Origin of the sequence: Iodobacter sp. BJB302 (assembly GCF_002735645.1) — a bacterium.
Lineage (GTDB): Bacteria > Pseudomonadota > Gammaproteobacteria > Burkholderiales > Chitinibacteraceae > Iodobacter.
In genome coordinates, this window is the sequence record NZ_PDZG01000009.1 from 78,192 (window position 1) to 90,953 (window position 12,762).

The following is a 12,762-nucleotide window of genomic DNA, read 5'->3' on the forward strand; positions in this document are numbered from 1 at the left end:
TGCCCGTACTATGCAACGGCTCACAATCACTTACAAGGAACAAACCTTATTTGCGAGCCTGGTTGTAACGTTTGATACGCTTAACGATAACCGGCTCTGTCCATCAAACGTACCGCAGTCGATTGCAACTCACCGGCTTTAGATACATTGATCACATTGGATTTAAACGGACCCCAGCTTGCAACCAGAGGGGACGCCTTGATTTTTGGATTAGCCGGGAATTCCATATCTTTATCAGCATAAAGATTTTGTGCTTTATCTGACGACAGCCATTCAAGCAGCTTAATTGCACCTGCCTGATTCTTAGCATAACGCGTTACCCCAGCGCCAGACACATTCACGTGTACACCTTCAGCCTGCTGGTTTGCCCAGAAAATGCTGACTGGCAAATTAGGCTGCGCCTCAATCAGGCGGCCAAAGTAGTAAGTATTGGCAATACCCACATCACACTGGCCTGCTGCAATTGCTTTCAGCATGGCGGTATCGTCCTGAAATACATCTGTCGCCAGGTTATCTACCCAGCCACGGACGATTTTCTCGGTTTTAGGCTCGCCATACTGGGCAATCATCATGCCCACCAAAGACTGGTTGTACACTTTTTTGGAAGTACGCAGGCACAGCTTGCCTTTCCACTTTGGATTAGCCAGATCTTCATAGCTGGATAAATCGGTGGCTTTTACTTTGTTCTTATTAAAGAACATTGTCCGGGCGCGCACCGACAGGCCATACCACTCGCCTTTTGGATCGCGTAAATGCGCGGGGATATTGTCATTTAAGGTATTGGACTGAATCGATTTCAATAGCCCCATTTTAGAAGCCTGCCACAAATTACCTGCATCCACGGTAATCAGGGCATCCGCCGAGGTGTTTTGCGCTTCTGCGCGCAGGCGCTCAAGTAAAGGGCCTTCTTTATCGGTAAGCAGCTTAACTTCAATACCCGTTTCTTTAGTGAATGCATCCAGTAAAGGCTTTAAGAGCTGTTCATTGCGGGCCGAATACAAAGTCACGCTTTCAGCATGGGCAAGAGAGGTAGCAGCAAACAGGGAGGCAAGTACGAGACGCTTCACGGGAAATCCTTCTTTAAAATGTAAACAACACCACAGATGATTAGAAACCATTCTCAATTCGTAACAAGAATGACATAGACGCGCAAAGAAAGGAAGACACAAATCACTTCAAGGACGCGGCCTGAGCCACGTTTTCACCCTGCAACAGATCAAAACTTACACGCTTTCATCACACTGGCAGTGCTCCGGCGACCTGCTGCACGCTCTTTTCTCATCAATTTTAGGAAAGGCTGGCAAACCACGCCGAAAAAGATGCCATCAAATGGGGCCTCAGAGACCCGCCATATCTAAAAGTGCAGCAATCACTGCTGAGCGCAAACGGCTGCTGCAGACCCACTCCCCCTCCCCAAACCCGCAAAGCATTCATTTTTTCTATACGTGTAATTCAAATCATTTAGATATGTTAAATAATCGCTTCAGGCTACGCTGCTGACTTGCTGGCTCAGCTTTTTAAAAAGACGGCCGCAACTGATTTGCACTTCTAATATAAAAGTGAATCACTACACCACGGGATATATATGAACCTACTCAAACAAAGCACATTCGTTTTATCAATCGGCCTGCTGTCGGGCTACTCTTTTGCTGCAGATGGCATGGCGCTGGCACAAAAAAACAATTGTCTGGCCTGTCACTCAGTGGACACAAAAATAGTCGGCCCTTCTTATAAAGACGTGGCGCTTAAATATAAAGGCAATGCGGGCGCTTTAAATATGCTGATGGCCAAAGTAAAAAATGGCGGCGGTGGCGTATGGGGATCGATGCCTATGCCGCCTAATCCACAAATTAATCCGGAAGATATGAAAACGATTGTGAGCTGGGTTTTAAAACAAAAATAAGCTGAAGCAATTCAAAGCAGGCTATTTATCATCACAAGGCGCTCATTATGAAAAAAAATGAACATTCATTTTTCAGCAGAAGAACCCTTCTTAAAGGGGGGCTTGCCTCTGCCGCATCTGCAGGCATGCTTTCCTTTCCTCATAAATCGTGGGCACTTTCATTGCTTGACCAGGGTTTTGAGAACGGGCTAAGAGAATTAGTACCCTATCCGCAAAAACACCCATTACTCAGAATCACCACCCGCCCTGTTCATTTAGAAACCCCTTTTTCATATTTTGACCAAAGCCTGATTACGCCCAATAAAGCGGTGTTTGTGCGTTACCACCTTGCCAATCACCCGCTTAATATCGACGAAAGCACACATATTATAAGTATCAAAGGAAATGTAAGTCATCCGCTTAAACTCAGTATTGCAGATTTAAAACAGCGCTTTAATCAGGTTTCATTCAATGTTGTGATGCAATGCGCAGGAAATGGCCGTGCATTGTTTTCACCCCGCGTGCTAGGTGCACAGCTCGGCAATGGCTCTATGGCCTGCTTTAAAGTGACAGGCGTCAGGCTGGCTGATGTATTAAAGGCAGCAGGTATTGGCCCCAATGCCAAGCAAATTAAATACCGGGGGCTGGACGAGCCGGCCTTGCCAGTTACGCCGGCATTTATTCGCTCTTTGGATATTGATAAAGCATTATCTGATGATGTTTTAATTGCATGGGCCATGAATGGCGAGCCCCTGCCCATGCTGAATGGATTTCCTGTTCGCCTAGTTGTACCAGGCTATTTTGCCCCCTACTGGATGAAGCATCTTTCAGAAATAGAAGTCATCAATACCGAATTTGATGGCTGGTTTGCAAAAGAAGCCTATATGGTTCCGGATACAGAAAACAATGGCATCGCCCCCAACACACCCATTAAAAACAAAATCCCGCTGACCAAACTCAAAGTTCGCTCATTGATTACCAATATCGAAAACGGCAAGAAAATAAAATTAAAAAATGGTGAATTAACGCTGAGGGGAATTGCTTTTGACTGTGGCAGTGGTATTCGTGCTGTGGATTGCTCTGCAGATGGCGGGAAAACATGGCTTCCAGCCACGCTGGGCAAAAACATAGGCCATTATGCTTTCAGGCCATGGAGCATCACCCTGAGGCAATTAAAAAGTGGCCCGGTTAATTTAATGGCAAGGGCAACAGCCAATAGCGGGGAAATACAGCCATTAGAGCAGCCATGGAATCCGGGCGGCTATGCACGCAATGTGGTTGAGCACGTACAAGCGCAGCTTGAATCATGAGGTCCGTTATGAAATATATCAGCCTGACCATTGCATTGTTTGCTTTTATCAACCCGGCACTGGCACTGGAAATAAAACTCCCGGCCGAAACCAGCATGTACCCCGCCAATGCCAACCCGGCTTATGTGACCACACTGCAAAAATGCTTAATTTGCCACTCCGCCGATTACGCTTTATATCAACCCAATTTATCTGAAAAAGAGTGGTTCAAAATCACAGAAAAAATGCGCCTCTCCTTTAAAGCGCCCATTACTCAGCAGGAAGCATCACAGATAGCGGCCTATCTTTTTCAAACTCAACAAGATCGTGTCAGGCCCGCCCAGAAAAAATAATTCACAAGTGATGGAATAAAAATTCGGTGCCATACGTCCACCTTTGTAAGAGGCGCTTTGCATACCGCAAGGCCCTCTTCTTTTGACAGGATCTATATGACGCACCCTTTTCGCAGCACCGCAGCCCATCTGTGTACTGCCCTTTTATCCATGACTTGCAGCTCTGGCGTATGGGCCACTGACACCAACTCCGTAAAATTTGACAGCCAGATCCGTAACAATTCGCTGGCCCTGAGCCCTGATGAAAGCACTGCGGTCGTCTCTTATAGTGAGCGCCCGGAGCTGCTTGTTTACGATCTTAAAAAAGGGGAGCTTCGCCAAACCCTGCCCGGCTATATCACGCCAAGAAATATTGTTTTCGCCCCGGATGGCAAATCGTTTTATGTCTCCGACAGCAGCCTGGGTGAAGTCGTAAAAACAGACACCGCCACCCTGCAAATCCAGTCGCGTATGGCAGCAGGCCCGGGTGCTTTTGGCACGGCGATCAGCAAAGATGGCCAAAATTTATATCTGAATAACCAGGCTTCAAACACTGTCACCCGCTTTGATACCCGCAGCGGGCTGGCGCGCAGTGTGATCACCGGCTTTGCTCAGCCACGCCAGGGTGTAAAGCTAAGCCCCGATGGCAGCAAACTCTATGTCACCAATTTTCTGGGCGACAAAGTCACAATTGTTGACACTAAGACCGACAAAATTGAGGGAGAGATCAAAGACTTCAGCAAGATTCGCGCAATTTCAATCAGCGCAGACGGCAATACACTGTTTGCAGCCAATAGCGGCACACACACTCTAGCGGTTGTTGATATTGGCAAGCGGGAAATCAAAAACCTCGTTGCCGTTGGCCGCGAGCCTTACGGTGCAGCGCTTTCGCCGGATGGCCGGTTTATTTATGCGGGCAACCTGGCCGATCAGACCGTTTCGGTAGTTGATGTTGCCACTCTGCATGTAGCGGCCACCATCACCGGCTTTAAGCAGCCGCGTCAGGCCATTGCATTTACCCGCGACGGCAAACTGGCCTATGTGCTCAATGAAGATCTCAGCATTGCCAAAGTTGACCGGGATAGCCAAAAAATTGTGCAGCAAATTGTTGCCCCCCAAAAATCAGCCTCACTTTAATTAAGCAGTTTAAGCAAAGCGGGCAGCGCCCCGCCCAGCCGGCTGTTTCCACACCCGATAACACAAAGGATTGATCACCATGTTTAAATGCGCCCTTTTACCCGCAGCCCTCATTTTGCTGAGTAGCCACGCTTTTGCCACTCCCGCCGAAGACAGCCGCGCTCACTTTCAAAGCATCGCTTCAGGAGATGTTGCACAACTGATGCAAAGCTATACCGAGCAAGCCCAGTTCAACTGGATAGGTGGCCCTATTGATGGCCTCTATGTTGGCAAAACAGCCATCAGCACGGTATGGAATAAATTCACCCAGGCGCAGGGCACGCAAAAAGTCAGCATCGGGAAACTGGAAGAATCCGTCAACCCCAAAGGGGCAACCGTCACCGCCAACGTTTTCTTTGAAGGCAAAGCCAACATCAAAGTCCGCTATGTACTGTCATGGCGGGAAGGAAAAATTATCAATGAAACATGGCAAATTGATCCACAATTAAATTTTGACTAAGCGCGTTCCATGCAGTGCGACGAGCACGAACTGCTGAATATGCTGCCGCGCCTGCGCAGATATGCGCGGGCGCTGGTGCGGCATAAAGAAGAGGCCGACGATCTGGTGCAAGACACACTGGAACGCGCATGGCTGAAATCCAGCCTGTGGCGAGGGGTTGCTGATATGCGCGCCTGGCTGTTCAGCATCATGCATAATCTGCACGCAGATGGTGTACGCCGCCCGCGCATTCACACGGTTGAGCTGGATGACAACATCCCGGAAATCCCTGTTTCCGCCCGGCAAGGAGAGCAACTGGCGATGCGTGATTTACAAGCGGCACTCAATCAGCTGCCCGATGAGCAAAGAGAAGTATTATTACTGGTGGCGCTGGAAGAAATGGCTTACGCAGATATTGCTAAAACATTAAACATTCCTATCGGCACGGTGATGTCCCGGCTATCACGAGGCCGAGAGCGCTTACGCATCGTACTGGAAACACAAGCTAAACCTGCCCGCTTAAAAATCGTCAAATGAGCCCCCCGATGAATTCAACGCACACGGTGACTGAAGCAGAACTCCACGCCAGTATTGACGGACAGCTCTCCTCAAAGAGGCAGCTTGAAGTTGAAGCTTATCTGGCAGCGCATCCCGAAGAAGCACGGCGCATGCAAAGCTATCAGGCGCAAAAACAAGCTTTGCGTGATTTATATCATCCCGTGCTCAATGAAAAAATATCCCCACGCCTGCAATATGCCGCCAAGCCGCCAAGGCAATGGCATTTGCAAAGGATTGCCGCTGGCATCGTCATTGCAATCAGCAGCGCCGGGTCCGCATGGGTCGCAAGGGGCATGGCCGATGAAAACCTGCTGCAAACCGCCTTTATCCAACCCTCTGCCGGTAATGATGCCCCCCATAAGCTGGCTGGTTTTGCCCGGCGGGCCGCCGTGGCCCATGTGGTTTACAGCCCGGACACCAGCCGCCCCGTTGAAGTTGGCGCGGATCAGGAACAACAACTGGAGCACTGGTTATCACGGCGCTTAGGCACCCCAATCAAGCCGCCCAGCCTGCAATCTGTTGGCTATACACTGATCGGGGGCAGGCTCCTGCCGGGCGAGCGCGGGCCAGTCGCCCAGCTGATGTACCACGATGCATCAGGCCAAAGGCTTACGCTGTATGTCACCCGGGAAATCCCTTCTCAAACCAAAGCCAGCTCCGCCTTTCAATTTGGTCAGGACGGGCCTGTAAACGTGTTTTATTGGGTAGATAAAAGCATGGGTTATGCGATTTCAAGCGGCAGCGCTCAGCCGGATTTACTGCGTGTGGCAAAAGTTATTCATCAGCAAAAAATAATGATGTAAGCCCGCCTGACAAGCAAACTCCAGACGCCTGCCTTTGGCGGCATGCTCCCAAGCATCCCCAAAATAACACGCCGCCATTTGAACCACCTTGCTGCAGGCAAATTTTTGGCTGGACAATCGTCCCGCTAACGCTTAATTTATCGCCCATTGAATACCGTAAAATATCAGCCCTGATCTCTGAGCCGCTTTAGCAAATGCTCAGTAAGCAATCACTCCCCTCACTGCCTTTAATCGAGTTTCTGCCATGCTCTGGTTTCGTAATATTCAGCTCTACCGTCTTAGCCCCGAACATGCCCTTTCGGCCGAATCGATTGCCGAATGCTTAATTAAAAAGCCATTTTTCCCCTGTGGCAGCCATGATTTGATGAGCCAGGGCTGGATTGCGCCTGCACCGCATGTGCCGGATGAATTTATTTTTGCCCGCCAGGATATGGTTTTAGTCTGCTTAAAAACAGAAGAAAAAATCCTGCCTGCCGTGGTGGTTAAGCAAGAAGCAGAAGAGCGTATCCGCCATATAGAGGAAGAAGAAGCGCGCAAAGTGGGCCGCAAAGAGGCCAAAGATATTCGTGAGCGCGTTGCAGAAGAGCTGCGCCCGCGCGCCTTTACCCGCGTCAGCACCCACCGCGCCCTGATTGATTTAAAGCTCAATTTAATTTTAGTGGATAGCGCCGCAGCCGCCAAAGCAGAAAACCTGTTGGTCAGCTTAAGAGATGCGCTGGGCAGCCTGCCAACACGGTTAATTCAAACGCAAATCACGCCACAAACCGCCATGACCAGCTGGCTGGAAAACGAAGTGCCGGTGCCCTTTGAGCTGGATGCCGATTGCGAATTGAAATTCCCCGGCGACGATGGCGCGATTGCCCGCTTTGTTCGCCAGGATTTACATAGTGATGAAGTTAAGCAGCACCTTGCCACCGGCAAGCTGGTCAGCAAAATGGGCATGGCGTGGAATGAGCGCATTGCATTCCAGCTGACTGAAAAGCTGGAAATCAAGCGCATGAGCATGCTGGATGTATTAGAAGACGAACTGAAAGACGCCGATGTGGATACGCAAGACGCGATGTTTGAATCCAGCTTTGCACTGGCTACCGGTGAATTACGCCAGTTTATTCCTGAGCTGATCACTGCGCTGGGTGAAGAGCTGGCCAGCTAAGCCAGCTGTAAATTCTATCTCATGTAAAATATTAGGCCTGACCCTATATTTTTCGTAATCACGAAAAAATCAAGGAGCGATAAATGCAGTATGAAATTTCTATTATCATTTTTGATGAATTTACAGATATCGATTTCTTCTTGATGAGAGATATTCTAGGAAGAACAAGCACAGATTGGAACGTAAGGGTTCTGGGCACAAAAAGCATCCACACCTCTACATTAGGCCAGGCGGTAAAAACTGACGGCCATGTATCGGAGGCAAATAACGCTGATGTCGTTCTGTTTGTTAGCGGTTACAAAGGTGTTCCGGCGGCATTGGAGGACAAAGAGTTTATATCCTCCTTCAGCCTGAACCCGCACAAACAGCTCATTGGTTCCGTGTGTGCGGGTTCATTTATCTTATCCCGCCTAGGTCTGCTAGAAGGCATAAAAGCCACAACGCATCCAGATGCCAAGTCAGGCCTTATGTCTATGGGTGTTGATGTACAGGACAAGGCACTGGTAGTGGAAGGCAATATCGCCACAGCAGGCGGGTGCTTATCTGCGCTTTACCTGACTGGTTGGCTGGCTGAGCGTTTGTATGATGAGTCCAAGCGCCGTGAGATCCACAGGCAGCTTATTCCGGCGGGGCAGGCTCATATTTTTGAGCAGCTCATTAAATCATCCATTGAGGCGGCGACAGTAAGCGAGTCACATGACACAACGCCCCAGCCGAACGCTTTCCACGGTAACCCTCCCTCATAATAATCATAGATAAGAGTTCAATTATGCAATCCCCTTTGGCATAAAGTGGAAGCCGTGATCCAAGCAAAATTGTGCGCGATGATAAGGGGCGCATCAGCACGCTTTATCGCCAGTACAGCAATATGGGCGATCGCGAAACATCAGGCATTGATCTGGATTTACGTCAGCGCTTTAACAGCAAAGACTATGGCAGCTTAAAACTGGGCAGCCAGATCAGCCATGTTTTAAGATTTGCTGAGCCGCTTTCCACTGGCGAGCCGCTCACCGATGGCGCAGGCAGCAACCAATTTGGCTCGATTCCAAAATGGCGCGCCGTCAGCGATGCAACATGGGAAATTGGCGCATGGTCCACCACCCTGACATGGAACTATGTTGGCGGCTACGATCAGGCTTTTGCCAGCGACACCGCCACCGCCACCGCCAAATATGTTGACTCATTCAACACATTTGATCTGACGGCCAGCTGGAAACTCGCCAAAGACACCACGCTGACCACCAAAGTCATCAACCTGAGCAATACCCGCCCACCGTGGGATTCTTCAACTGATTTCTTTGACCACACCCAAGCAGACCCGCGTGACCGCTTTGCTTCGGCCAAGCTGACTTACAAATTTTAAAGAGACCCCTTCTCTGACTTAGCGCTCTATATATGCCCCGCATAATTTGCGGGGCTTTTTTAATGCCATGATTCATGTATCTGGCCGCAGCAGGGGTGTATTTAAACTCTCAATATGTTCAGCAATTTGGGCGTAAATTGCCGGGTGGTTTGCTGGGTAAATATGTGGGCAAAGTGGGCCGCTCCTCCACAGGCATGGCTTTCTCCTTTGCCAGCGCTTGGGGCCGCTATCACGGCGCTATTATGCAGATGGGCACAAGATGGAAACCGCCGTATTGAATGACACTTTTAGCCATCTGCTTGGCCCTGCCAAACAATTGCAAACGCAATACCTGCCGCAGATTGAGCAGCAAGCCCGCAACCTGGATTCCGTTACTGTAATGAAGCTGCTTAAAAATGGGGTTTAAGCTTTGCTTGCTTATTAGTATGACTAAAAAACGCCATCAATCATTGATGGCGTTTTTTGTGTAAAAGAAATATAGTTTTAAGGCACGATCAGAGTAATTAAATAAGCTTTACTTGATTTGTGCTGCCAAGGGCAAGCCACCATATTTGAGCAAGTGATTGATTGCAGTCTTGTTATATAAGACTTCTATTTCAAAATTGCTCGACGGTAAAGCACCATTAAATGGTTGTTCAATGTCTCCCTCTAGCAGCTCATTTTTATTGATGGCATAAAATTCGCTTTTGCCCGAGCTTTTAAGAGCGCTGGGTGGCAGAGTAACAACGAGTAATTGCTGTTGGCCAATGGTTTGTATTTCATAGGGCTGGGCAGGGATGCTGCATTTTTGTTCTGGGTTTTCGTAAGGACTAAATAGCGCACGTTTATTGCTGGTATCAAATTGAATTTGGCAATTGGCGTTATATTCTTTTTTGTTTTTACCTGTGCTGGCATAAAAACTAATGAATTCCTCAATTTTTTTAAATGAGGTTTTATTGCTAATGCTGCTGGAATAAGTAGTTTGTAATGGGGTGCTGCCTGCGTAATACGCTTTAGATCCGGCGGGGAATGCAGGAGCGGGTGTTTTAAAAAGATGGTAGCCGGGGTAATCAGGGTTATTGATATCAGTGGGGTAAATGCCTGTTGGCAAGATATTGCTGATATCTTTTTCAACTGCACTGATTTTGTATTTAATTCCATTGCCATAGTCCACGATCACATCATTGCCATCCGCGGTGCTCTGGCTAGAAGAGCCCGTTAGCGGGCGCCATTGACCATCAATAAGATACAAGGTCGCGCTGGAGCTGAGTGGGCGCTCTTTCCACTGCATAGTGCTGCGGTCATAGTCCAATAGTTGGCTGAGTAATTGTTTACTGCCTTTATCAATATTGATGGTTTCGTAGCTACTTAGGCTGGCTTCGGTTTTACCGTTAACCCAGCTTTGGCTAAGCAGGTCTTTATAAATGAAATTGCTTTGTAAGGTGGCGGCATAGTTGATAATGTTGCCTGAGAATTGATTGGTCAGCGCCTGACTTATGGTAAGGGGCTTATTACTGTTTGATGGATTTGCTGCTTGTTGAGTGTCATCCCCTCCGCAAGCAATCAGTGCAAGCGCGGCGAATGGGCTTAAGTATTTAAGTAAACGCATTACATTCTCAGTTAGTCAAAAAAATGCCATTGTAATTTGAAACCAACTAACGAGTAAGTGTAAATATTTATATTGCATATATTTTCAATAGCGTATTGTTATTTTATTGTAAGTATTCTTGTTTTATTTGTTAGCTATATGCGTAAGCGAAAATGGGAGTGTGTGTCTTGCCTTGGGCCAGTGCCCGCCACATATGTACTTTGGGTAAAAAGCCTGTTGCAATGGCTATGGGCTCACGCCAAAAGGCTGTAAGCTAAGATGCTGGTAAAGACCAAGTGCAACCATATTTTCTTCTGTAACGGTAAGCGTTACGATGCATATTTCTGGGCGGGTGGTGATTGCGGCAAGGGCCGCTTGGATTAACTGCTTTCCTATGCTCTGTCCACGAGTGGATTCATGAACAAACATACCTAGGGTCTGTTGACGTTTCATTCACGGCTGCGTTTGGCCCAGTTTTGGGGCTGAACAAGGAGAAAATTGCGACATGGTACGAGTACCATGAGCGATTTTTAACGCAGTTCCGCCCCAAAAATGGGCTAAAGAGCCGGAAAATGGCCATTCACTGCGTTATGCACCTCGACAATAAGCAGTTATTGCCTTCGCCCTCCTGCCTTGTGCCTGGCCGTTTTCCGGCTCAGTGCAATTGTGAATGAAACGTCAACAGACCCTACTGCTCTTTTATTTATTTCTTTGTTGCTAAATCAAAAAATCTCTTTCACAAATGAAGAAATACTTGCGGGTAAGCCGAGAATGATCGCTGAGAGCTTAAATTCTCCGTATGCTGTGCCAATTGCACGAGCTTTGAAAAGGCATGCATTTTATAGAGCTGCATCAGCACTACAATTTTGGCGCGAAATTTCAAGCGTCATCCCTCGCCACTGAGAACCGCTCTAACAAATCACTGAAGCACTGCGCACTATGTGCACTGGACAGTTTGTAAGTCGCAGTTTTCTGGTTTTGCTGCGCAAAAGTAATCCACAAAACCACAACTTACAAACTGCCGCTTAGCTCGGCCTTAGACCACAGAAGGAGCACCTCGTTGCGCTATTGTCCAAAATGCAGAGAAGAGCTTCAGCGACGCACAATTGATGGCGCTGAACGCTTGGGTTGTTCGTCGTCTTCTTGCGGGTACATTTTTTGGGAGAACCCAACTCCTGTTGTTGCTGCGCTTGTCCAAATCGAGGATAAGTTCGTACTTGCTCGGAATGCTCAATGGCCTGAAGGCATGTTCTCAGTGATCACTGGCTTTTTGGAGAAAGGCGAATCTCCTGATATCGCGGTCGCCCGTGAGACTAATGAAGAGCTGGGAGTTGTTGCCCATAAAATTGAGTTCTTGGGCCATTTTTCGCTGGCTCAGTTCAATCAATTGATCATTGCCTATCTGGTTAAGGCATCGGGCAGCCTCGATCCAGGCCAAGAAATCAGCGAGTTCAAACTTCTCTCCGCATCGGAGCTAAAGGAATTCAATTTCGGCCCGCTTGTGCTCACTTCCAACATCGTGGATAAAGCTCTCGAACTAGCGTCAGCCCATGTTTAGCCGACAGTTCGGTTATCCGTTCACCTGAGGTCTTCATAATAATCATAAATAAGAGTTAAATTACGTAATCTCCCTTGGCACAAAGGGGATTACGTACCCCACAAAAATAGGCAAGCCATACGCAAACTATGCAACCTTTTATAGAGGCATTTTTTACCGCATAGGAGCATATTTTGCGCGACTTAAGCCTTCATCATGCAAGCGCAAAAAAGCCCACGCTTGCGGGCCTTTGCTTGTCAGATATCGACGGGCCTAAGTTTCCAAAGAACAGGCGGTAATCAATTCCCTGTTTTACCCCATTGCGAGGCCGTTCAAGTCATTGAGCGGATAACTTCTTTTTCGTCGTACATAGAAATTGTGGCAATACTATCAGCGGTTAAATCCATTTTCATTAAATCAACCACTCGAATCTGGCTATTCTCATACGTACGGAAATAAAACTTCTTAGCTTTAAGGTCATTGGCTGATGTCCAAAGTGTGTAATCAGTAAGCGCTCAGCCCTCCCACCTAGCCAACTGCTTTAGCCTTCGTTATCTTGTGGGTTCTGATCTTTAACAAATGGCAGCAGCTCGTCAATTCGGCTATTGGGCCAAGTCGGGAGTTTTTCTAATGTTTCTGTCAGCCACATCAGCGGCTCAATCC

At 48.0% G+C, this 12,762-nt stretch carries 17 protein-coding genes and 1 pseudogene; 13 read left to right on the top strand and 5 right to left on the bottom strand.

Going from position 1 to position 12,762, the window contains the following annotated elements; genetic code table 11:
- Window positions 1-80: 80 nt before the first annotated feature.
- Window positions 81-1,067 (bottom strand): extracellular solute-binding protein, encoded by a 987-nt coding sequence (locus tag CSQ88_RS04765; RefSeq protein ID WP_257212458.1) that lies wholly within the window; start codon window positions 1,065-1,067, stop codon window positions 81-83.
- Window positions 1,068-1,585: 518 nt separating this feature from the next.
- On the opposite strand from CSQ88_RS04765, the gene CSQ88_RS04770 reads away from it, so the two are divergent.
- The 12 genes from CSQ88_RS04770 (at window position 1,586) to CSQ88_RS23300 (ending at window position 9,401) form a co-directional block, all read left to right on the top strand.
- The gene (locus CSQ88_RS04770; RefSeq protein WP_099396960.1) at window positions 1,586-1,903 is read left to right on the top strand and encodes a c-type cytochrome; all 318 of its coding nucleotides are present in this window, start codon (window positions 1,586-1,588) and stop codon (window positions 1,901-1,903) included.
- A 47-nt stretch (window positions 1,904-1,950) separates the two neighbouring features.
- Entirely contained in the window at window positions 1,951-3,192 is a 1,242-nt protein-coding gene (locus CSQ88_RS04775; protein WP_099396961.1) for a molybdopterin-dependent oxidoreductase, read from the top strand.
- A gap of 8 nt (window positions 3,193-3,200) precedes the next feature.
- Window positions 3,201-3,524: a hypothetical protein gene (locus CSQ88_RS04780; RefSeq protein ID WP_099396962.1), complete on the top strand. Its 324-nt coding sequence runs from the start codon at window positions 3,201-3,203 to the stop codon at window positions 3,522-3,524.
- A 96-nt stretch (window positions 3,525-3,620) separates the two neighbouring features.
- A complete protein-coding gene (locus CSQ88_RS04785; RefSeq protein ID WP_099396963.1) occupies window positions 3,621-4,640 on the top strand; it encodes a YncE family protein in 1,020 nt (339 codons plus the stop codon).
- Between the two features lie 79 nt (window positions 4,641-4,719).
- Window positions 4,720-5,139 (top strand): nuclear transport factor 2 family protein, encoded by a 420-nt coding sequence (locus CSQ88_RS04790; RefSeq protein WP_099396964.1) that lies wholly within the window; start codon window positions 4,720-4,722, stop codon window positions 5,137-5,139.
- A gap of 9 nt (window positions 5,140-5,148) precedes the next feature.
- Window positions 5,149-5,655: an RNA polymerase sigma factor gene (locus CSQ88_RS04795; RefSeq protein WP_099396965.1), complete on the top strand. Its 507-nt coding sequence runs from the start codon at window positions 5,149-5,151 to the stop codon at window positions 5,653-5,655.
- 8 nt (window positions 5,656-5,663) lie between these two features.
- Window positions 5,664-6,479 carry an anti-sigma factor gene (locus tag CSQ88_RS04800; RefSeq protein WP_099396966.1) on the top strand — a complete coding sequence of 272 codons (816 nt, stop codon included), beginning with the start codon at window positions 5,664-5,666 and terminating at the stop codon, window positions 6,477-6,479.
- 244 nt (window positions 6,480-6,723) lie between these two features.
- A complete protein-coding gene (locus CSQ88_RS04805; protein ID WP_099396967.1) occupies window positions 6,724-7,632 on the top strand; it encodes a recombination-associated protein RdgC in 909 nt (302 codons plus the stop codon).
- Window positions 7,633-7,715: 83 nt separating this feature from the next.
- Window positions 7,716-8,378, top strand: a complete 663-nt coding sequence (locus CSQ88_RS04810; protein WP_099396968.1) for a DJ-1/PfpI family protein — start codon at window positions 7,716-7,718, stop codon at window positions 8,376-8,378.
- A gap of 71 nt (window positions 8,379-8,449) precedes the next feature.
- A complete protein-coding gene (locus tag CSQ88_RS04815) occupies window positions 8,450-8,995 on the top strand; it encodes a TonB-dependent receptor domain-containing protein (RefSeq protein WP_218962998.1) in 546 nt (181 codons plus the stop codon).
- A gap of 74 nt (window positions 8,996-9,069) precedes the next feature.
- Window positions 9,070-9,273 (top strand): hypothetical protein, encoded by a 204-nt coding sequence (locus CSQ88_RS04820; RefSeq protein ID WP_099396969.1) that lies wholly within the window; start codon window positions 9,070-9,072, stop codon window positions 9,271-9,273.
- On the top strand, window positions 9,270-9,401 hold the full coding sequence (locus CSQ88_RS23300; RefSeq protein ID WP_257212460.1) for a hypothetical protein: 132 nt from the start codon (window positions 9,270-9,272) through the stop codon (window positions 9,399-9,401). The genes CSQ88_RS04820 and CSQ88_RS23300 overlap by 4 nt, the downstream gene beginning before the upstream one ends.
- Window positions 9,402-9,509: 108 nt before the next feature.
- On the opposite strand, the gene CSQ88_RS04825 is transcribed toward CSQ88_RS23300, so the two are convergent.
- Both CSQ88_RS04825 and CSQ88_RS04830 read right to left on the bottom strand, forming a co-directional pair.
- The gene (locus CSQ88_RS04825) at window positions 9,510-10,583 is read right to left on the bottom strand and encodes a hypothetical protein (protein WP_099396970.1); all 1,074 of its coding nucleotides are present in this window, start codon (window positions 10,581-10,583) and stop codon (window positions 9,510-9,512) included.
- 225 nt (window positions 10,584-10,808) lie between these two features.
- Window positions 10,809-11,015 (bottom strand): N-acetyltransferase, encoded by a 207-nt coding sequence (locus CSQ88_RS04830; protein ID WP_099396971.1) that lies wholly within the window; start codon window positions 11,013-11,015, stop codon window positions 10,809-10,811.
- Between the two features lie 607 nt (window positions 11,016-11,622).
- Here CSQ88_RS04830 and CSQ88_RS04835 point away from each other — a divergent pair.
- Entirely contained in the window at window positions 11,623-12,120 is a 498-nt protein-coding gene (locus tag CSQ88_RS04835; protein WP_099396972.1) for an NUDIX domain-containing protein, read from the top strand.
- 311 nt (window positions 12,121-12,431) lie between these two features.
- Here the strand turns inward: CSQ88_RS04835 and CSQ88_RS23630 are convergent.
- Together CSQ88_RS23630 and CSQ88_RS04845 are read right to left on the bottom strand one after the other, a co-directional pair.
- Window positions 12,432-12,596 (bottom strand): annotated as a pseudogene (locus CSQ88_RS23630) (linear amide C-N hydrolase); the annotation flags it as partial.
- Between the two features lie 44 nt (window positions 12,597-12,640).
- On the bottom strand, window positions 12,641-12,762 hold a 122-nt coding region (locus tag CSQ88_RS04845; protein ID WP_143449411.1), incomplete at its 5' end, for a transposase domain-containing protein.

Coding starts and splice junctions, on each gene's coding strand:
- CSQ88_RS04810 (WP_099396968.1), top strand. CDS start 7,716: ATGCAGTATGAAATTTCTATTATCATTTTTGATGAATTTACAGATATC.
- CSQ88_RS04795 (WP_099396965.1), top strand. CDS start 5,149: ATGCAGTGCGACGAGCACGAACTGCTGAATATGCTGCCGCGCCTGCGC.
- CSQ88_RS04800 (WP_099396966.1), top strand. CDS start 5,664: ATGAATTCAACGCACACGGTGACTGAAGCAGAACTCCACGCCAGTATT.
- CSQ88_RS04790 (WP_099396964.1), top strand. CDS start 4,720: ATGTTTAAATGCGCCCTTTTACCCGCAGCCCTCATTTTGCTGAGTAGC.
- CSQ88_RS04775 (WP_099396961.1), top strand. CDS start 1,951: ATGAAAAAAAATGAACATTCATTTTTCAGCAGAAGAACCCTTCTTAAA.
- CSQ88_RS04770 (WP_099396960.1), top strand. CDS start 1,586: ATGAACCTACTCAAACAAAGCACATTCGTTTTATCAATCGGCCTGCTG.
- CSQ88_RS04825 (WP_099396970.1), bottom strand. CDS start 10,583: ATGCGTTTACTTAAATACTTAAGCCCATTCGCCGCGCTTGCACTGATT.
- CSQ88_RS04820 (WP_099396969.1), top strand. CDS start 9,070: ATGTATCTGGCCGCAGCAGGGGTGTATTTAAACTCTCAATATGTTCAG.
- CSQ88_RS04785 (WP_099396963.1), top strand. CDS start 3,621: ATGACGCACCCTTTTCGCAGCACCGCAGCCCATCTGTGTACTGCCCTT.
- CSQ88_RS04780 (WP_099396962.1), top strand. CDS start 3,201: ATGAAATATATCAGCCTGACCATTGCATTGTTTGCTTTTATCAACCCG.
- CSQ88_RS04830 (WP_099396971.1), bottom strand. CDS start 11,015: ATGAAACGTCAACAGACCCTAGGTATGTTTGTTCATGAATCCACTCGT.
- CSQ88_RS04805 (WP_099396967.1), top strand. CDS start 6,724: ATGCTCTGGTTTCGTAATATTCAGCTCTACCGTCTTAGCCCCGAACAT.